Below are 19,075 nucleotides of genomic sequence, written 5' to 3'. Positions count from 1 at the left end.
TGTCAATTCGACTTTGTGTTCGGCGTGAGTATGATGATCCGATACTTGTTTCAATATATGAGTACTAGGGTCTCACTAACCAGTAAATGTTCCCAGTGATTTTTGTTCGCAGCTGGAACCGAATTACTGCGCTGGATGCGATGGCAAATCCAACATCGGCACCCAACCGGGCAGTTCGTTTGGCGAAACCGAGACATGCAGCCGCTCGGATCGGTCGCGGCCTACTTTGCGGTGCTTGCGCAGTAGGAAAATCTTACCCCAACCGCGCCATGTGCCGACCGAACGCGCATGAGGGTCGATCACAAAGCGGTCTCTCCATCCCTCCGGCAATGGCAGGCCGTGCAGCTCTGCCTTGTCCAGCATCCAAACCAGCGAGATGTTGCTAAGGGGGCGGGCTTCTTCAAACCCGTTCAACTGGCCACCCACATCGCCATGAGTGCCTCGGAACCAGACTTGCTCGATATGGCCTTTAAAATCGGGGGTACATTTCCACAGGACCGGCTCGAATACCTCGCGCGTTTCATCCAGCGCCATCGCGTGGTAGCCGTGGCGTGTAGCGGGACCAAGCTGATGGTTGTGGAAGGCGTGGCGATCCTCGGCCCAACGCCAAAGCAGCGGTAGACGCAAGCCCAGCGCTTTTACTGTATCCCACACGCCGATCATTTCGATTGCAACATCTTCATGGCAGAACTGCCGGCGAAACGCAGCGGCAGCGCTACCATTGGCATTGCATTCATAGTGGCGGTAGGCCTGTTTGATATTCCTAACGGTCGCGTGCTCGGCCTTGAGCAGGCCAATCATGTCGATAACACCCGCAAGGCTGCGCACACCGTAGGCCCCACGTGAGTAGCCGATGAAATAGATACGGTCGCCGGGCTTATACCGCGAGGCCAGATATCCATAGGCCCGGCGTATCTGGCGATTGATCCCCCGCCCCATCATCACATCCAACGAGGACTTCCAGCTTTCCCATTGCACACCGGCCTCATAGAAGACGGATACCTTGCTTCCCATCTCGCAGCACAGCCGCAGCGCCTGCCCCGCATGAGTTTCATATCCGGGCTCAAGCGTCGACATGGTGCCGTCTAGAATGATGACATGGCTGACAGGTTCACGATGGCGCGTTTCGGCCGAATGCTCGGATCGCAGCGGCCGTCCAAGCCACCCCAGTACCTTTCTACTCAGCCGCGACAGTTGCATCGTTCAGCAGTTCCCATACTTTGTGCGGCGTAAAAGGCATATCGGCCTGCCGCACCCCGTGATCCCAGAGCGCATCCTGAACCGCATTTGCCACTGCAGCCAGCGCGCCCACGGTGCCGGCCTCTCCGCATCCTTTCATTCCCAACGGGTTAGAGGTTGACGGTACCGGCGCCGAGGTAAACTTAATCATGGGTATCTCGGTTGCGCGGGGCAAGGCGTAATCCATCAACGATGCCGTGAGCAGTTGCCCCTGCGCATCATGGACAACATGTTCGGACAGCGCCTGACCGATGCCTTGTGCGACACCACCATGAACTTGCCCCTCGGCCAGCATCGGATTGATAAGATTACCGAAATCATCGACCACAGTATAGCGGTCTACCCATGTTTCGCCGGTACAAGGGTCAATCACGATTTCGGCAACATGTGCCCCGTTGGGATAGCTACGGTCGTCCAGCGTGATGCTTGCCTGATGCTGCAACAAATCAACGCGCCCGTCGGCACGGGCCATATCCGCGGCCTCGGTCAAAGTGGGCGTCAGGTTTGATCCCGGCGCGCGGAAGGTTTCAAAATCAAAGCGCACGTCGCTTTCCTCCACCCCCATCTTATCTGCGAGATAGGGCGTGAATGCGGCAACCATGACGTCGATCGTGGCAAGCGTCGCTGTACTTTGCACCGTAACTGATCGCGATCCCCCGGTTCCCCCACCATTCGGAAGCTGGTCGCTGTCACCTTGAACTACGATGATACAATCCAGGGGAACCCCGGTTTGGTCAGACAGGAACTGAGCATAGACCGTTTCGTGCCCCTGCCCGTTGGATTGGGTTCCGACAAAAAGTTTCAAGGTGCCATCCTCAACGAACTCGATCTTTGCGTTCTCGGAAGGGTCGCCCAAAATACTTTCGATATAGTAACAAATCCCCTGCCCCCGGAACAAACCGCGTTCAGCATCGGCGATCTTGCGGGCGGCAAATCCGCTGGACTGTATTTGGCTTTGGGACAGAACCATGTCGAAATCGCCGACATCATACGTTTCGCCGGTCGCGGTCTTGTAAGGAAATGCCTCAGGCCGGATGAAATTCTTGCGCCTCAACTCCCAGGGATCTACGCCCAGTTCTCGAGCGGCGCGGTCGATAGCGCGTTCAAGGACATATATGGCCTCGGGTCGCCCTGCGCCGCGATAGGCGTCAACCTGCGTTGTATTGGTAAAGAACCCCTCGACCCGCAGATAGGTGGTTTGTACATCATAGGCGCCCATCAACACTTTGCTGAAAAGATTGGTTTGTATCGCCTGGCCGAAATGGCTGTTATAGGCCCCGAGATTTACCTTGCTGTGCACCCGATAGGCGGTGATCCGGTGATCGCTGTCAAATGCCAGCTCGGCCAGCGAAGACAGGTCGCGGCCATGGTGATCGGACAACATTGCCTCGGAACGGTCAGACATCCAGTGAACAGGCTGGCCCAACTTCATCGCAGCTACGGCCACACAGAAATATTCGGGATAGGGCATGACCTTCATGCCGAACCCGCCACCGACATCCGGGGTCGTGACGCGGATATCTTCGGGGTTGAGTCGCAACTTTTGCGCCAGCTGACCACGCATGGCCCAAACCCCCTGCCCGCCATAGGAAAAGTGCAACCGCCCATCAACCCAATGCGCCTGACAGCCCCGCGGTTCAATCGACGTGATGATCACTCGATTGTCTTCCACATTCAGTGCAACGGTATGAGCCGCCTGCTGAAACGCAGCAATAGTTGCCGCCTCATCGCCCAGCGCCCAGTCAAATGCCCGATTATCCGGAGTTTCCGCGTGCAGCGTTTCTCCGCCCGCACACACGTCCAGTTTTACGGGCAAGTCTGAGGTTTCGACCCAGATCAGCTCGGCCGCATCGCGGGCCTGTAAGGCGGTGTCGGCAATGACTACAGCGACGGGTTCTCCGACAAACCGTATGCGATCCGCGGCCAGCATATGCCGGTCCGGCGCAACGGCTTTCGAACCGTCTCGGTTATTCAGGATGGCCGCATTCATACACGTGTCGATCCCGGCGGCCTTCAGGTCGTCCAGCGTCATGATGAGCCGCACCCCTTCGGCCGCGTGCGCGTCATCCAGATCCAGCGCCCCAATCACCCCATGTGCCACCTGGGATCGCACGAATACCGCATGCAAAGCCCCGTGCGGCAGGACATCGTCCATAAAATGCCCCTGCCCGGTCAGAAACCGCTGGTCCTCGGTCCGTTTGACGGGCTGGCTTTTGCCAAACTTTTCCACCGCGCGCTCCTGTCTCTGCCTCTAGGCGACATTAGGCTGCGATGCATCATTGTCCATAGCCCCGGCGCTTGGCCCTTTCCCTTTTGCTATCCTTTCGATATTGCAAGCGCTAACCCGAATTTGTTGACGCAGGACGCATCCAATGGCGATGGAAAAGACATTCAACGCGGCCGAGGCCGAGGCCCGCATTTACGAGGCCTGGGAACAGGCCGGAGCCTTCAAGGCGGGCGCGAACAGATCGCGCGATGAAAGCTTTACCATCATGATCCCGCCACCCAACGTGACGGGGGCGCTGCATGTGGGACACGCGTTCAATAACACGCTGCAGGATATCCTGACCCGCTGGCACCGGATGCGCGGCTTCGACACGCTTTGGCAACCCGGTCAGGACCACGCAGGCATCGCCACGCAGATGCAGGTTGAAAAGATGCTGGCGGCGCAGGGCAACGAAGGGCGGCGTGAACTCGGGCGCGAGAAGTTCCTTGAGAAAGTCTGGGAATGGAAGGGTGAATACGGCGGCACGATCATTGAACAGCTCAAGCGTCTTGGCGCCAGCTGCGATTGGTCGCGCAACGCGTTTACCATGGCAGGTGCACCGGGTGACCCGCGCACAGGGCATGAGAATTCTGCAAATTTCCACGATGCCGTCATCAAGGTCTTCGTAGAAATGTACGAAAAGGGCCTGATCTATCGCGGCAAGCGTCTGGTCAACTGGGACCCGCATTTTGAGACCGCAATCTCGGATCTTGAGGTCGAGAATATCGAAGTCGCGGGCCATATGTGGCACTTCAAGTACCCGCTGGCGGGTGGTGAGACCTATACGTATGTCGAAAAGGATGAGGACGGGAATATCGTGCTTGAGGAACAGCGCGACTATATCTCAATCGCCACGACACGGCCCGAAACAATGCTGGGCGACGGCGCGGTTGCGGTTCATCCGTCAGATGAGCGCTACGCGCCAATCATCGGCAAACTCTGTGAAATTCCTGTTGGACCAAAGGAACATCGTCGCCAGATTCCGATCATTACTGATGACTATCCCGATCCCGATTTCGGCTCGGGCGCGGTGAAGATCACCGGCGCGCATGATTTCAACGACAACATGGTCGCCAAGCGTGGCGGTATTCCGATGTACCGTCTGATGGACACGCGTGGCGCAATGCGGGCCGATGGAGTGCCTTACGCCGAGGAGGCGGGCAAAGCGCAGGAATACGCACGCGGCAAAGCATTCACCGAGAATGAGATCGACGCGATCAACCTAATCCCCGACCACCTGCGCGGGCTCGACCGGTTCGAGGCGCGCGCCAAGGTTGTCGAAGAGATCACCGCCGACGGTCTGGCCGTCATGACCCGCGCCGATAATCCGGTTCTGGGCACAAAGCTGGGTGAGGACGACGACCCGGCTGCACTCGTCCCGCTGGTCGAGAGCAAACCGATCATGCAGCCCTTTGGCGACCGCTCGAAGGTCGTGATCGAACCGATGTTCACTGACCAGTGGTTCGTGGATGCCGAAAAAGTCGTCGGCCCCGCGCTGGACGCGGTCAAGGACGGCACGGTCAAGATCATCCCGGAATCGGGCGAGAAGACCTATTACCACTGGCTGGAAAACATCGAGCCCTGGTGCATCTCGCGCCAGTTGTGGTGGGGGCATCAGATTCCGGTTTGGTATGGTCTCGACCTGTCGGCCGAAAACTTCAAAGATGACGAAAACGACGGCAACCTTGATCTGGTCGAATTGGGTCGTTTGCTGAACGAAGGTGGTATGTTGCATCGTGGCAATGTCATGGAATGCGCGTCGAGTCTGGAGGCAGTGACTGAAAAATTCCTGGACGATAATGCAAACATTCCCAGCCCGCTAAGCCACGCAACTGTAATCGAAGTTGCCGATAAGCAAGAAGCGATCCATCAATTCGCCGAAAGCCTTGCTCAGTATGCAGTTGAACAAGACCCGACGAAGCTGGTTTATCCGGTTTGGCGTGACCCCGACGTTCTCGACACCTGGTTTTCCTCCGGCCTCTGGCCCATCGGCACGCTGGGCTGGCCCGAGCAGACCGAGGAGCTGGAACGCTACTTCCCCACGGACGTTCTGATCACCGGCTTTGACATCCTGTTCTTCTGGGTCGCCCGGATGATGATGATGCAACTGGCGGTGGTCGATCAGATCCCGTTCCACACCGTCTACCTGCACCAGCTCGTCCGCGACGAGAAGGGCAAGAAGATGTCCAAGACCACCGGCAACGTCATCGACCCGCTGGAGATCGTGGACGAATTCGGCGCCGACGCGCTGCGCTTTACCAATGCCTCGATGGCGGCGATTGGCGGCGTGTTGAAACTGTCTCGCGAACGCATCACCGGCTATCGCAACTTTGGTACAAAACTTTGGAACGCTGTTCGCTTTGCCGAGATGAACGAGGTCTTCACCGACGCCGTACCGCAACTAGACGTCGCCGATCTGAAACCCAAGGCCGCCGTAAACCGTTGGATCATAGGCGAAACTGCCCGCGTACGGGCCGAGGTCGACGCCGCACTGGAAAGCTATCGTTTCAACGATGCGGCCAACGGGCTTTACACCTTTGTCTGGGGTAAGGTCTGCGACTGGTACGTTGAACTCTCCAAACCGCTGCTGCAGGGTGACGATGCCGAAGCACAGGCCGAGACCCGCGCTACCATGCGCTGGGTTCTGGACCAGTGCTTGGTCTTACTGCACCCAATCATGCCCTTCGTTACCGAGGAACTGTGGGGCCTGACAGGCACGCGCGCCAAGATGGTCGTGCACGCCGACTGGCCGACTTACGGCACCGAACTGGTCGACCCAGAGGCGGATCGCGAAATGAACTGGGTGATCTCGGTGATCGAGAACACGCGCTCAGCTCGTTCGCAGATGCGGGTGCCAGCGGGGCTGTATGTGCCAATGCTGGTGACAGAGATTGACGCGCATGGCCAAGCTGCATGGGACCGTAACGAGGCATTGATCAAGCGGCTGGCGCGGATCGACAGCCTGACCAAAGTAGACGCATTTCCCAAGGGGACGATCTCGATTGCCGCGCCGGGTGCGACGTTCGGTTTGCCGCTGGCGGATATCATCGATATCGGCGCCGAAAAGGAACGACTGGAGAAAGCCAAGGGCAAACTTGCCAAGGAATTGGGTGGTTTGCGCGGTCGTCTGAACAATCCGAAATTTGTGGCCTCGGCCCCGGAAGAGGTTGTTGCCGAAGCCAAAGCCAACCTCGCCGCCCGTGAAGAGGAAGAGGTAAAACTGAACGAGGCGCTGGCACGTCTGGCCGAAATCGCCTGATCTTCGTCTGCTCCAAACCGTTCAAGATACCAGACCCCGCCACGCCCGCGTTGGCGGGGTTTTCGTTCCCCGGCCCGGATTTCGCCCTGTTCACCTCCGCTTACGATTGCTAGCAAGTGCGGGTTGATAACGCTGAGGGCAAGATGACACGCGCATTTCCACCAATGCAGACCATCTCAACCGGATTGGTTGTGGCCATCGTCGGCTTTTTCAGCTCGTTCCCCATTGTATTGCAGGGGCTGGATGCGATGGGCGCGTCACCGGAGGAGGCCGCATCGGGCCTGATGACCGCCGCCATCGCCATGGGGCTGGCCGCCATCGTGCTGAGCTTGCGCTACAAGTTGCCGATCAGTGTCGCCTGGTCCACGCCGGGTGTCGCGCTGTTGGCTGTATCCGCTACACCTGTCGAGGGGTTCTCAGGAGCTATCGGTGCGTTCCTGTGCGCTGGCGCTTTGACGGTTGTGGCTGGGTTGTGGAAACCGCTGGGAAGGTTGGCAGCTGCAATCCCGACCACGTTAGCGCAGGCAATGCTTGCCGGGGTTCTGATGCCGCTATGTATCCTCCCGTTCAAAGCGGCCGTCGAGATTCCGTGGCAGGCGCTACCCGTAATCCTGACATGGTTCATCGCGGGGCGGTTCAACCGGCTGTTTGCGGTTCCCGCGGCAGTGATCGCAGCAGCCGTTGTAGTCATCCTGAACGCCGGGGATACAACGATCATGCCCGAGCGTCTGGTTGCGGCACCGATCTGGGCCATGCCTACATTCTCGCTGGCCTCGGCCATAGGGATCGGAATGCCGCTGTTCATCGTCACTATGGCGACACAGAACATCCCCGGCATCGCGGTGATGCGCAGCTTTGGCTTTGCGCCCGTGCCGGGCAAATTGTTCTCGGCCGTCGGAGGGGCCAGCCTGCTGTCCGCCCCGTTCGGAGCCCCCGCCACCTGCCTTGCCGCCATCACTGCCGCGATGTGTTCAAATCAGGATAGTCATCCCGATCCTGCGCTGCGCTATTGGTCGGCCATCATGGGTGGCGTATTCTATTGCCTGTTTGGTATTTTTGCCGTGGCCATCACCGGATTTGCCGCCCATGCCGATCCGTTGCTGATGGGGACGCTGGCCGGGGTCGCACTGATCGGTGTGCTGGCAAATGCGATCCACGCTGCGCTGGAGGTTGTGGCCGAGCGTGAGGCGGCGATCCTGACTTTTGCTATCACTGCGTCCGGTATCACAGTCTTCGGGCTGGGGGCCGCGGTCTGGGGTTTGCTGGCTGGTGGCATTGCCTATCTGGTGACTAACCGGCTGCGATAGCCGCTTTGCCCAGAGGCCACAGCCAAAGCAAAACCGGCTTAAATTTGGATCATTGGGAACTCTGGTGGAACGCCGGATCAAGAAAGCACAGACCTAAGTCCAACCCAGAGAATTCGTTTCAAGTAACGCTGGATCAGATGCGCAAAGCCTACACCCCACTGCCTGACACGCAGGTCCGCGATGCCCATCGGGATTCATGTGGTGACTACTTGAACTTGGGCTTACGGCCCTGCATCTGCGCCATGACAACCTCCATCTGATCGGGTTTGCCGATCAGCTCCACCTGTTCGGCAGATTCGGCCAGCAGAACGTCGGCTCGCGTACGGGTTTCGGCCACGTCGATCAGGCGCTTGGCGGCACGGATGGCTGAAGGGCTTTGGCCTGCGATGTCTTCAGCCAGAGCCAGCGCCTCGGTCAGAGGATCGTCCGAGAGTTTCGTGACCAGCCCCCAATCAGCCGCCTGCGGCGCGCCTATTGGACGTGCAGTATACGTCAGCAAGCGCAGCACGTCCGAGCGCACAAGCTCGGGCAGCAGAACCATGCCGCCCATGTCGGGAATGATACCCCATTTCATCTCCATCACCGCCAATTTCGCCTCGGGGTGGGCAATGCGGATATCCGCGCCCAGTGCGATTTGCAGACCACCACCATAGGCCACACCCTGAATGGCACAGATGACTGGAACGGGGACACGGCGCCAGATCAAGGCAAGCTCCTGCATTTCGTTGGCGTCGTCATGGCTGCGGTTCATCAGCCATTCGGTTGGGTCCTTGTGGGCCATGCTGGCGAAACTGGCCATGTCGAGACCGGCGCAGAAGCTTTTACCCTCACCCGACAGCACCACGGCGCGGGCGTCGGAAACAGCCACCTCTTGCCCGGCAGACAGGATCGCCTTGATCATGGCTTCGTCCAGCGCGTTCATCTTGTCGCCACGGGTTAGCGTGACATGGGCGATATGGTCTTTGTATTCGATGGAAACGCGAGACATTGGTCCCTCCGGAAATCAGTGTTGCGTCAACCATGCCAGCAAGACGAGGGCAGTGCCACCACGACGTCAGGGCAAATCAGCGACGGGCATCCGGCCATACCACGGCGAATCCAGCGTCATGACATAGAACAGGTCACCAACGACCTGACCCGCCGTGGTGATGCCCAGCCGCCCGCCGGGGTCCTGCAAGGTTTGCAGGATTGTGCCATCCCCGTCGAATTGGACGATCATGCCGCGATGAATCGGCGCCGGTCGCACAAAGGGACCCAGCCGCCAGATCACCTTGCGCAAAAAGGGATAGGGCATCAAAGCTTCACTCGGCACCCGCGGGCTGGCGAAGGCCATCCAATAAGTGCCGTCGCCCTGCGCCGTGAGGTTATCGGGGTATCCCGGCAGGTTTTCCATCAACACCTCGCGCTGCCCAGCACTCGGCCCAGTTAGCCAGAGCTTGTGCACCCGCGCACGGCCAGTTTCGGCGATCAGCAGAAAATCCATCTGCGGGGAAAGCGCTACACCATTGGTATAGACAAAGCCCTCGGCCACCTTTTTTGTTGTGCCATCAGGGGAATAGCGGGCCACGTATCCCGTATCCGACTGCTCCCAGATGGTCAGGACCGAGGTGGCTTTGGTACCGCCCATGGTTTCGGGATCGAACCGATCAGACGAGTTCGAGAAATAGACCGTACCGTCCGGAGCCACGTCCAACTGATTGGCATAGACCACCGGAGACCCGCCAATCTCGGACACAAGGGATACCAGCGTGCCGGGCCCGGTCCAGCGCATCAGCCCCCGGTAGCTATCTGCGATATATAGCGCGCCGTCCGGCCCAGCTTGCAGACCCAAAGGGCGCCCACCCAGGTCGTCGATCTTGACCGGGCTGTCGCCGTTGATCCGATAAAGCGCGCCGGACATGGATGTCGTGTAGATCGTGCCATCCGGCATGATCGCGATGTCTTCCGGGCCTTCCTCGCCATCCGGCAAAGAGATCAGTTCGAGGCTGTCCAAAGCGTTGTTCTCGGCAAACGCGCCGGTAAAGCCCGGAGCTTCGGGCGGCTCCCAGGCCACTGGGTCCACGTCAACAGGCCAAAATATCAAATAGGCAAGCCCCACTAAAGCCAGACCAATCACGATGCGCATGTACACTCCTTTGTTTCTATTGGTGCCAGACTGTGGATACTGTGCAGGCAAAGCAAGGTTGCCTGTCGGATGACCTTGCGTTTATCTGTCTGCATGACCAATCCACGCTATACCCCGCTTGCCCAATCTCTTCCTGCTTCTGTGCCTTTTGTCGGCCCTGAAACACAGGAACGACAGCGCGGTGCACCATTTGTGGCCCGGCTGGGTGCGAATGAGAATGTCTTTGGCCCTTCGCCACGCGCTATCGAGGCCATGCGGAGGGCAACTGGCGATATCTGGATGTATGGCGATCCGGAAAACCACAACCTGCGCCACGCCCTGGCTGAATACCACGCCGTCTCACCCGAAAATATCGTGGTTGGCGAAGGCATTGATGGGTTGCTGGGCTATCTGGTGCGCTTACTGGTTGGGCAAGGAGATACGGTTGTGACCTCGGACGGGGCCTATCCGACCTTCAACTATCACGTCGCCGGGTTTGGCGGGGTGATACACACGGTTCCCTATCGCGACGATCACGAAGACCCTCAAGCACTCTTTACCAAGGCCGCTGAGGTCGAGGCTAAGCTGGTCTATCTGGCCAATCCTGACAACCCTATGGGCAGCTGGCATTCGGGCACTGATATCGTGGCTGTATTGGATGCGCTGCCCGATGGCTGTCTGCTGGTTCTGGACGAGGCATATGTGGAATGCGCCCCCGACGGGACTGCAGCGCCGGTTGCCGCAGATGACCCGCGTGTGATCCGGATGCGCACGTTTTCCAAAGTATACGGAATGGCCGGCGCGCGTGTCGGCTATGCCATTGGGGCGCCAGACCTGATCGCGGCGTTCAACAAGGTGCGCAACCATTTCGGTATGAACAAGGCTGCACAAGCAGGCGCGTTGGCTGCGTTGCAGGATGAGGTTTGGCTGTTACAAATCCGTGCCCGCATCTCAGATGCGCGCGAGAGGATCAACGCGATAGCGTTGGAGAACGGGCTGCACCCTTTACCCTCAGCCACCAATTTCGTGGCCATTGATTGCGGTCAGGATGGGGTGTTTGCCAAGGCTGTTCTGGAGTCGCTGGTGGCGCAGGGGGTTTTCGTTCGGATGCCCTTTGCCGCGCCTCAGAACAGGTGCATTCGAGTGAGCTGCGGCGATGCCTCCAATCTAGGGGCTTTTGCCGCCTCTTTGCCAAAAGCGCTTGCTGACGCCCGGGCGCTGAACGTCTGAAGCTCTCGCTTATGGCCATCGGGACGGGGGGGCTGTCTGCCCCCATCGCGCCGTTTGCGCGATTCCCCCCGAAAGTATTTTGAGTCAGGTGAATATACAGATTAGCACTGAGATCGGGAGCTGGTCTCAGGTCACAAGCGCGGTGGCGGCGGCTTCTAACGCACCCGTGCCGCGCGGAATATCAAGGGCGGCCATGGCAGTTTCCACGCCGCCAAGCATCGCCATGACCATCTGTGCATTGATGTGACCCATATGGCCCAGGCGAAAACAGGCGTCCCAATCTTCCATCCCGAGGCCTATTCCCAAAGTCAGGCCCAGCGATTGTTCGGTATAGGACCGCAATGGGGTTCCGAGCCCTCCACTCAGGCGCAGCGCGGTGACCGCATGACTTCGGTCGGCGCGGTCGGCTACATTCAACGACAGCGCACCGCCCTGTGCCCAGATTTCGCAGGCGGTCCAGATTGCCTGAGCGAGGCGTTGATGGCGCGCCCAGACATTTTCGATCCCTTCCGCGTGGATCAGGTCGAGCGCGGCCCGCAGCCCATAGAGATGATGGGTCGGTGCGGTACCATCGAAGTATTGGTAGAATAGCTCGGGATTGGCTCGTGGCTGCCAGTCCCAATACCGGGAAACACGCGGCATTGCTGCCCGTTTTGCCTGCGCCTTGTCGTTGAAGAATACAAACCCCATGCCCGGTGGGGTCATCAGCCCTTTTTGACAGGCGGTAACAGTCACGTCGACACCCCAGGCATCCATCTCGAATTGCTCACATCCCAGCGAGGCGATGCAGTCCGCCATCACCAGCGCCGGGTGACCCAGATCATCCAGCAACGCGCGCAGCGCCGGGAGGTTGTTGCGAATTGAGCTCGAGGTATCCACGTGAACTGCAAGTATAGCCTTGATATCATGCGATGAATCAGCACGTAGCACCTCGGCAATGCGATCGAAATCCCAGACCGAGCTGGTTCCGAAATCAATCACATCCACCTTGGCGCCGATCCCTTCGGCCATTTCGGCCCATCCATGGGTAAACCGCCCCGATGCGGGTGCAAGCACTGTCTCACCTGGCGCGATGGTGTTCGACAGTGCCGCCTCCCACGTGCCATGGCCGTTGGCAATGTAGATGGCCACGTTATGGGCCGTGCGGGCAACGCGACGCAGATCGCGGATCAGATCGGGCATCATCTCGATCAATTCGCCGTCGTAGATATTAGGTGACGGTCGGTGCATCGCCTGCAGCACTGCGTCAGGCATGACCGAGGGGCCTGGAATAGCCAGATACTCGCGCCCACGCGCGAGGGAGATTGGATGTGTCATGGGATCAACCTGTTTGAATTGGCCCTACCCTAACGTGGCCAATTTCGGCGTCAATCCATCAGCTTGGCGGCATCCCGGGCAAGCGTTTCGATCCCGGACCAGTTGCCTTCTGCGACCATCTGTTTGGGTGCAACCCAGCTGCCGCCTGCACAGATCACGTTGGACAGAGACAGGTAATCTCGGGCATTTGAAGGCGATACACCGCCCGTTGGGCAGAAGGTGATTTGCGGCAAGGGCGCGCCGATAGCCTTGAGCGCAGGCGCCCCGCCCGAGGCCTCGGCCGGGAAGAATTTCAGCATGTCATAGCCTTTTTCCAGCAGGGCCATCGCCTCGGTGGCGGTTGCGGCGCCGGGCAGCAGAGGCAGGTCTTGGGCATCGCATGCGGCGATCAGGGCGTCAGTGGCACCGGGCGAGACGCCAAACTGCGCGCCAGCCTCTTTCGCGGCGCGCACGTCATCAGGCGTGATCAATGTACCCGCCCCGACGACGCCACCGGGAACCTGCGCCATCGCCCGGATCGCATCGAGCGCTGCCGGGGTGCGCAAGGTGACTTCGAGCGCAGGAAGACCGCCCGCGACCAGAGCTTCGGCCAGAGGTCGTGCGCTGGCGGCGTCGTCAATTACAAGAACCGGGACAATCGGGGCAAGGGCACAGATTTCACGGGTGCGTTGTGTCTTGGACATAGGTCTTACACTCCGAAGATGCTGGCGCCGGTATCCGCGGTGCCGACAGCGTTGCGAAACGCGCCGAACAGATCGCGCCCGACACCATGTTGGTTGGCAGAAAGGTCAGCCGTGGCCGGAGTGCGATCTAGCACACCTGGGGTGAGAATTTCGAGCGCGCCGTTTACGGCGTCCACGCGCAGAATGTCGCCATCCTGCAAATAGGCGATCGCGCCGCCATCCAGAGCCTCGGGGCAGATATGAATGGCAGCAGGAACCTTGCCAGATGCACCGGACATACGGCCATCGGTCACCAGCGCCACCTTTTGCCCCCGGCCCTGAAGGATCGACAGCATCGGCGTCAATGAATGCAATTCGGGCATGCCATTCGCCTTGGGTCCCTGAAAGCGCACAACGACGATGACGTCATCCGTGAACTCTCCGGCTTTGAACGCCGCCTTGACCGCATCCTGAGTTTGAAACACCCGTACCGGGGCCTCGACCACCTGATGCTCGGGGGCAACCGCCGAAACCTTCATCACTCCGGTACCCAGATTGCCGCTGAGCCGCGAGAGACCTCCTGTAGGTTGGAACGGGTCTTTGGCGGGGCGCAATATCTTGTCATTCAGGCTTTGGCCTGCGCCGTCCTCCCAGGTCAGATCGCCGTCTTTCAGCTTGGGTTCTTTGGTATAATTGTGCAGCCCCTGCCCCGCGACGGTCAGCGTGTCGGGGTGCAGCAACCCGTCTTCGAGCAGCGTGCCAATGCAATAGCCCAGCCCGCCCGCGGCGTGGAAATGGTTCACATCGGCCAGTCCGTTGGGGTAGACCCTCGCAACCAAAGGCACCACGGCGGAGATTTCGGAAAAATCCTGCCAATCCAGCACGATACCGCCCGCGCGCGCCATCGCGATCAGGTGGATCAGCAGGTTTGTCGACCCGCCAGTGGCCATCAGACCGACGATGCCGTTCACAAAGGCACGTTCGTCAAGTATCTGGCAGACCGGCGCATAGTTGTTGCCCAGCGCACTGAGCGACAGAGCACGGCGCGCACCTTCTTCTGTCAGCGCATCGCGCAGCGGTGTGTTTGGATTGACAAAGCTGGATCCCGGAAGGTGCAGGCCCATGAACTCCATCAGCATCTGGTTGGTATTGGCGGTGCCATAAAAGGTGCAGGTGCCGGGGCCATGATAGGCGGCCATCTCGGCGGCCATGAGCTCGGCGCGGTTGATCTCTCCGGCGGCGAATTTCTGGCGGATCTTGGCCTTTTCGTCATTTGGCAAACCGCTGGTCATCGGGCCTGCGGGCAGGAATACAGCTGGCAGATGGCCGAACGCCTGCGCGCCGATCACAAGGCCGGGCACGATCTTGTCGCAGACCCCCAGAAACACGGCAGCGTCATAAGTGTTGTGGCTCAGCGCCACGCCTGTAGCCAATGCGATCACATCGCGCGAGAACAGCGACAGTTCCATCCCCGCCTCGCCCTGCGTGACGCCGTCACACATTGCCGGTACGCCACCTGCCACTTGCGCGGTTCCACCTGCGGTGCGGATCGCATCGCGGATCAGGCCGGGATAGCGCTCGAACGGCTGATGGGCTGACAGCATGTCGTTATAGGCGGTGACTATGCCCAGATTGCCCGCCGTGCCAGTGGCCATCGATTGTTGGTCATCGCCTGCGCCGGCATAAGCGTGGGCCTGACCGCTGCAGGACAGATGCGCCCGCGCCGGGCCTTTGGACCGAGCCTGTTCCATCCGCTCGAGATGCGGGCCACGCAAATCGGCGCTGCGCGCTATAATCCGTTGCGTGACGTCGGTGATAACTGAGTTAACCATGTCTAACCTCCGATCTGACGCCAGCGGCGCCCGTCGCGATGCATCAGCATCAGAGCTTCTTCGGGCCCGGAACTGCCCTGATCATATTTCGATGGCCGGTCGCCCCGGTTTTCCCAACCCTGAATAATAGGGTCAACCCAAGCCCAGGCGGCTTCGGCCTCGTCGCCACGCATGAACAGGGTCTGGTCACCGCGGATCACATCCATCACCAGCCGTTCATAAGCGTCCTGAGCCCGCGCATCTGCGCCCAGCGCCTCGGCAAAACTCATATCCAGCGACACATCCGACAGCCGGAATCCGCCCGGACCGGGATCTTTGATGGTGGTGCGCAGGGTGATCCCTTCGTCCGGTTGCAGACGGATCACCAGCACATTTCCATGCAATGGCCCTACATTGGGGAAGATAGTGTGTGGAGGATCCTTGAAGTAGACGGCGATTTCCGACTCGCGCGCACGCAAACGTTTTCCGGTGCGCAGATAAAAAGGCACCCCAGCCCAACGCCAGTTACCCAAATGAACCTTTAGCGCAATATAGCTTTCTGTCCGGCTTGCAGGGTTGCCGACATGGTCCAGATACCCGTCACCGCCCTCGCCCGTGCGGTATTGACCGCGGGCGATATCCGCAGGCATCACCGGCTCAAGCGCCTCGATCACTTTGACCTTTTCATCGCGAACCGCGTTGGGAGAGAACTTGGACGGCGGCTCCATCGCTGTCAGGCACAGCAGCTGTACCAAGTGGTTCTGGATCATATCCCGCATTGCACCCGACTGATCGTAATAGGCCCCACGCCCCTCGACGCCGACGGTTTCAGCCACGGTGATCTGGACGTGGTCGACATGTGTTGCGTTCCACAACGGCTCGAACAGGGAATTGGCAAAGCGCAGGGCCATCAGGTTCTGCACGGTCTCTTTGCCCAAATAGTGGTCGATCCTATAGATCTGATGTTCTTCGAAACAGGCGCGCAGCCCTTCGTTCAGCGCCTTGGCCGAGGCCAGATCATGACCAAACGGCTTTTCCACAACGATACGACTGTCAGGCGTTGCAAGATCGTGATCGTTCAGCCGTTTCGCAATGCCCGAGAACAAGCTTGGGCCGACAGAAAGGTAAAACGCTCGCACAACGTCTGGGCGCAATGACTTGGCCAGATTGTCCCAGCCCGCATCACCCAAGGCATCAACCTGTACATATTCCACGCGTGACAGAAAGCGGTCCAGAACGTCTTTTTTGAATTCCGGCGCGAACTCTTTCATCGAGGCGCGTATCTGATCCCGAAACGCGTCGCTATCAATGGCGGATCGGGCAGACCCGATAATCCGGGCTTCGTCTGGCATCTGGCCGACTTCGAAACGATGACACAAACCCGGCAGGATTTTTCGCTGCGCCAGATCACCGGTCGCGCCAAACAGCACCAGATCGAACGGGTTAACGGGAATTACGCGTGAAACCATCGTCGGGCTCCTTCAATCCTCTGCTGAACCACAATAGCACTTAAAGCTGACAGCGCCGGTGAATAGAAAATGTTATCGCTAACATTCACTATTTCCTTAGGCAAAGCGAGAAAAGAAAGCAAGGGTGGATTTGACGCACTACCCCTGGCTGCGCAACCATTCCATCACAGCCGGTCGCACGGATTGCTCTCCGCGATGACGAGCGTCCGATATGATCTTGCGCACTGCTTGCAGATCTGCCCGCAACAATACGCTTTTGACCGGCCCAATCGATGCCGGGCGCATCGACAACGTCCGGATTCCCATCGCGGCCAGACACAGCGCCTCGACCGGGCGTCCTGCGTCTTCACCGCAGAAGCTGAGCGGCGTATCCGAGATGTTGCAGCGTTCTACGATCCGTTCGATAAAAGTCAGGAAACTGACATTCAGCGAGTCATAGCGGCGGCGGACCAACTCGTTTTCACGGTCGGCAGCAAAGAAGAACTGTTTCAGATCATTGCCACCAATCGAAATGAAATCGACTTCGTCAAAAAACTTCTGCGGTGCAAAAGCGAGTGAGGGTGTTTCCAACATCGCTCCGACTTCAATACTTTCAGGCAGGGCATGGCCCAGACGTTTCTCGCGGTCGATGGTCTTATTCACTTCCCATCGCGCTTCATAATACTCTTCCGCTTGTGCCACGAATGGGAACATGACCGTCAACGGACGACCATTGGCGGCCCGGATCAGAGCCTGCAGCTGCATCCGCATCACGCCGCGCTTATCCAGGCCAACCCGAATTGCGCGCCAGCCTAAGGCCGGGTTCGGCTCCTCGATATGTTTCATGTAGGGCAGAACTTTGTCGGACCCGATATCCAGCGTGCGAAATACCACGCGCTTTTTATCGGCCGCATCCAGAACCCGCTGATATTGCGTCACAAGCTCGGAACGCTTGGGCATCTTATTGCGGATCAGGAACTGGAGCTCGGTACGAAACAGGCCCACGCCTTCGGCACCGGAATTGTTCAGCGAAGGCAGGTCCGCCATCAGACCCGCGTTCATCACCAGATTGATCCGCTCTCCATCCCGCGTCACCGTTGGCGTTTCGCGGATCGAGGCATAGCGTTCCTGCGCCTTGGCCTGCATCGCGACCTTATCACGGAACGCGCTGACCACGGTATCTTCTGGTCTGAGCTGCACAGTGCCCTGATCGCCATCAACCAGAATATGGTCTCCGTTCAGAGCCTCGGTCGTAATGCGTCCAACATGGACCACCAGTGGTATGGCCAAAGCACGGGCAACAATGGTGGCATGGCTTCCGACCGAGCCCTCTTCGAGCACGATGCCTTTCAAAGACCGGCCATATTCCAGCAGGTCACCTGGACCGATATTCCGGGCAACCAGGATTGGGTCCGGTGGCAGGTCGGCACTGTTTGTCTGCCCTTGCCCGGTCAAAATGCGCAGCAGACGGTTGCTGAGATCGTCCAAATCCGCCAATCGCTCGCGCAGATAGGGGTCGGAGACTTGGCTCATGCGCGCGCGCGCCTGGGATTGTTCCTTTTCCACCGCAGCTTCGGCGCTAAGCCCAAGTGCAATGTCCTCTTCCATTCGGCGCATCCAGCCCTTGGAGTTGGCGAACATGCGATAGGCTTCCAGAACCTGAAGCTGTTCCTTGTCGCCGTTCTTGGATATCTCGAGCATCTTGTCGACACCGACGCGCAATTCTTCGACCGCCTCGGTCAGACGCTCCTGTTCGCGGTGCGGGTCATCGGCAATCGGGTTGGTAACAACAACGCGCGGTTCGTGCAGCCAGACATGGCCTTCGGCCGAGCCCTCTTGTGCAGGGCCGCCTGTAAACTGAACCGGTTGCTGGTGGCGTGGCGACAGGGCCGCGCCCTCGCCAACGAATGCTCCCAGTTCAGCCATTTCGGCCAGAACCATTGCAACCACTTCCAGCGCATAAACTTCATCCGCAGAATATTCGCGCGCGTTGCGGGACTGAACAACCAGAACGCCAAGCTTTTCACCCAGCCGCTGAATCGGCACACCCAGAAAAGACGAGAAACGCTCCTCACCCGTTTCCGGCATATAGCGAAAGCCCTTGGCTGACGGCGCATCGGGCGTATTCACGATTTTGCCGGATTTCGCGACGCGCCCCACCAGTCCTTCGCCCATGCGCATACGGGTCTTATGAACAGCCTCGGGCGACAGGCCTTCGGTCGCACAAAGTTCCAGGGTTTCTTCGTCGCGGAACAGATAGATCGAGCAGACCTCGGCCCGGATACTGTCTGCGATCAGGTGAGTGATCCGGTCAAGACGTTCCTGACCGGCAGCTTCGCTCGCCATCTCTTCACGCAGCCGCACCAGCAGCTTACGGGATTCTGTTTCAGTGCCGTCTGCCATAGCCCAACCAGTCTAAGGTTTCAGGCGTG

At 59.1% G+C, this 19,075-nt stretch carries 12 protein-coding genes; 3 read left to right on the top strand and 9 right to left on the bottom strand.

Going from position 1 to position 19,075, the window contains the following annotated elements:
- Nucleotides 1-123: 123 nt before the first annotated feature.
- Nucleotides 124-1,200, bottom strand: coding sequence for a T6SS phospholipase effector Tle1-like catalytic domain-containing protein (locus AC2FH6_RS19645; protein WP_142638056.1), 1,077 nt, complete (start codon nucleotides 1,198-1,200; stop codon nucleotides 124-126).
- Complete coding sequence (locus AC2FH6_RS19640) at nucleotides 1,178-3,469, bottom strand: xanthine dehydrogenase family protein molybdopterin-binding subunit (RefSeq protein WP_496703354.1); 2,292 nt, start codon at nucleotides 3,467-3,469, stop codon at nucleotides 1,178-1,180. The genes AC2FH6_RS19645 and AC2FH6_RS19640 overlap by 23 nt, the downstream gene beginning before the upstream one ends.
- 142 nt (nucleotides 3,470-3,611) lie before the next feature.
- Here AC2FH6_RS19640 and AC2FH6_RS19635 point away from each other — a divergent pair, with 142 nt between their 5' ends.
- Nucleotides 3,612-6,764 (top strand): valine--tRNA ligase, encoded by a 3,153-nt coding sequence (locus AC2FH6_RS19635; RefSeq protein ID WP_496704012.1) that lies wholly within the window; start codon nucleotides 3,612-3,614, stop codon nucleotides 6,762-6,764.
- 143 nt (nucleotides 6,765-6,907) lie between these two features.
- Nucleotides 6,908-8,071 carry a benzoate/H(+) symporter BenE family transporter gene (locus AC2FH6_RS19630; protein WP_496704011.1) on the top strand — a complete coding sequence of 388 codons (1,164 nt, stop codon included), beginning with the start codon at nucleotides 6,908-6,910 and terminating at the stop codon, nucleotides 8,069-8,071.
- A gap of 205 nt (nucleotides 8,072-8,276) precedes the next feature.
- On the opposite strand, the gene AC2FH6_RS19625 is transcribed toward AC2FH6_RS19630, so the two are convergent.
- Both AC2FH6_RS19625 and AC2FH6_RS19620 read right to left on the bottom strand, forming a co-directional pair.
- Nucleotides 8,277-9,059, bottom strand: coding sequence for a crotonase/enoyl-CoA hydratase family protein (locus tag AC2FH6_RS19625; protein ID WP_496692870.1), 783 nt, complete (start codon nucleotides 9,057-9,059; stop codon nucleotides 8,277-8,279).
- Between the two features lie 66 nt (nucleotides 9,060-9,125).
- A complete protein-coding gene (locus AC2FH6_RS19620; RefSeq protein WP_496704010.1) occupies nucleotides 9,126-10,196 on the bottom strand; it encodes an SMP-30/gluconolactonase/LRE family protein in 1,071 nt (356 codons plus the stop codon).
- Between the two features lie 93 nt (nucleotides 10,197-10,289).
- On the opposite strand from AC2FH6_RS19620, the gene AC2FH6_RS19615 reads away from it, so the two are divergent.
- Nucleotides 10,290-11,405, top strand: coding sequence for a pyridoxal phosphate-dependent aminotransferase (locus tag AC2FH6_RS19615; protein WP_496703345.1), 1,116 nt, complete (start codon nucleotides 10,290-10,292; stop codon nucleotides 11,403-11,405).
- Nucleotides 11,406-11,531: 126 nt separating this feature from the next.
- Here the strand turns inward: AC2FH6_RS19615 and AC2FH6_RS19610 are convergent, their stop codons facing one another.
- The 5 genes from AC2FH6_RS19610 to ptsP form a co-directional block, all read right to left on the bottom strand.
- Complete coding sequence (locus tag AC2FH6_RS19610) at nucleotides 11,532-12,722, bottom strand: pyridoxal-phosphate-dependent aminotransferase family protein (RefSeq protein WP_496704009.1); 1,191 nt, start codon at nucleotides 12,720-12,722, stop codon at nucleotides 11,532-11,534.
- A gap of 50 nt (nucleotides 12,723-12,772) precedes the next feature.
- On the bottom strand, nucleotides 12,773-13,405 hold the full coding sequence (locus AC2FH6_RS19605; protein WP_496703341.1) for a bifunctional 4-hydroxy-2-oxoglutarate aldolase/2-dehydro-3-deoxy-phosphogluconate aldolase: 633 nt from the start codon (nucleotides 13,403-13,405) through the stop codon (nucleotides 12,773-12,775).
- A gap of 5 nt (nucleotides 13,406-13,410) precedes the next feature.
- Complete coding sequence (gene edd / locus AC2FH6_RS19600; protein WP_496698031.1) at nucleotides 13,411-15,216, bottom strand: phosphogluconate dehydratase; 1,806 nt, start codon at nucleotides 15,214-15,216, stop codon at nucleotides 13,411-13,413.
- A 2-nt stretch (nucleotides 15,217-15,218) separates the two neighbouring features.
- Nucleotides 15,219-16,664, bottom strand: a complete 1,446-nt coding sequence (gene zwf / locus AC2FH6_RS19595) for a glucose-6-phosphate dehydrogenase (protein ID WP_142638040.1) — start codon at nucleotides 16,662-16,664, stop codon at nucleotides 15,219-15,221.
- A 138-nt stretch (nucleotides 16,665-16,802) separates the two neighbouring features.
- Nucleotides 16,803-19,046, bottom strand: a complete 2,244-nt coding sequence (ptsP, locus tag AC2FH6_RS19590; protein WP_496703337.1) for a phosphoenolpyruvate--protein phosphotransferase — start codon at nucleotides 19,044-19,046, stop codon at nucleotides 16,803-16,805.
- Nucleotides 19,047-19,075: the final 29 nt, after the last annotated feature.

Source organism: Ruegeria sp. CDSC045 (assembly GCF_059610725.1).
The sequence above is the reverse complement of the archived record's forward strand: the minus strand, read 5'-3'. Positions and strand labels throughout refer to the sequence as shown.

What these genes read in the sequence shown, in the direction of transcription:
- ptsP (WP_496703337.1), bottom strand. Translation starts at nt 19,046, where the DNA reads ATGGCAGACGGCACTGAAACAGAATCCCGTAAGCTGCTGGTGCGGCTG.
- edd (WP_496698031.1), bottom strand. Translation starts at nt 15,216, where the DNA reads ATGGTTAACTCAGTTATCACCGACGTCACGCAACGGATTATAGCGCGC.
- AC2FH6_RS19610 (WP_496704009.1), bottom strand. Translation starts at nt 12,722, where the DNA reads ATGACACATCCAATCTCCCTCGCGCGTGGGCGCGAGTATCTGGCTATT.
- AC2FH6_RS19630 (WP_496704011.1), top strand. Translation starts at nt 6,908, where the DNA reads ATGACACGCGCATTTCCACCAATGCAGACCATCTCAACCGGATTGGTT.
- AC2FH6_RS19625 (WP_496692870.1), bottom strand. Translation starts at nt 9,059, where the DNA reads ATGTCTCGCGTTTCCATCGAATACAAAGACCATATCGCCCATGTCACG.
- AC2FH6_RS19620 (WP_496704010.1), bottom strand. Translation starts at nt 10,196, where the DNA reads ATGCGCATCGTGATTGGTCTGGCTTTAGTGGGGCTTGCCTATTTGATA.
- AC2FH6_RS19645 (WP_142638056.1), bottom strand. Translation starts at nt 1,200, where the DNA reads ATGCAACTGTCGCGGCTGAGTAGAAAGGTACTGGGGTGGCTTGGACGG.
- zwf (WP_142638040.1), bottom strand. Translation starts at nt 16,664, where the DNA reads ATGGTTTCACGCGTAATTCCCGTTAACCCGTTCGATCTGGTGCTGTTT.
- AC2FH6_RS19615 (WP_496703345.1), top strand. Translation starts at nt 10,290, where the DNA reads ATGACCAATCCACGCTATACCCCGCTTGCCCAATCTCTTCCTGCTTCT.
- AC2FH6_RS19635 (WP_496704012.1), top strand. Translation starts at nt 3,612, where the DNA reads ATGGCGATGGAAAAGACATTCAACGCGGCCGAGGCCGAGGCCCGCATT.
- AC2FH6_RS19605 (WP_496703341.1), bottom strand. Translation starts at nt 13,405, where the DNA reads ATGTCCAAGACACAACGCACCCGTGAAATCTGTGCCCTTGCCCCGATT.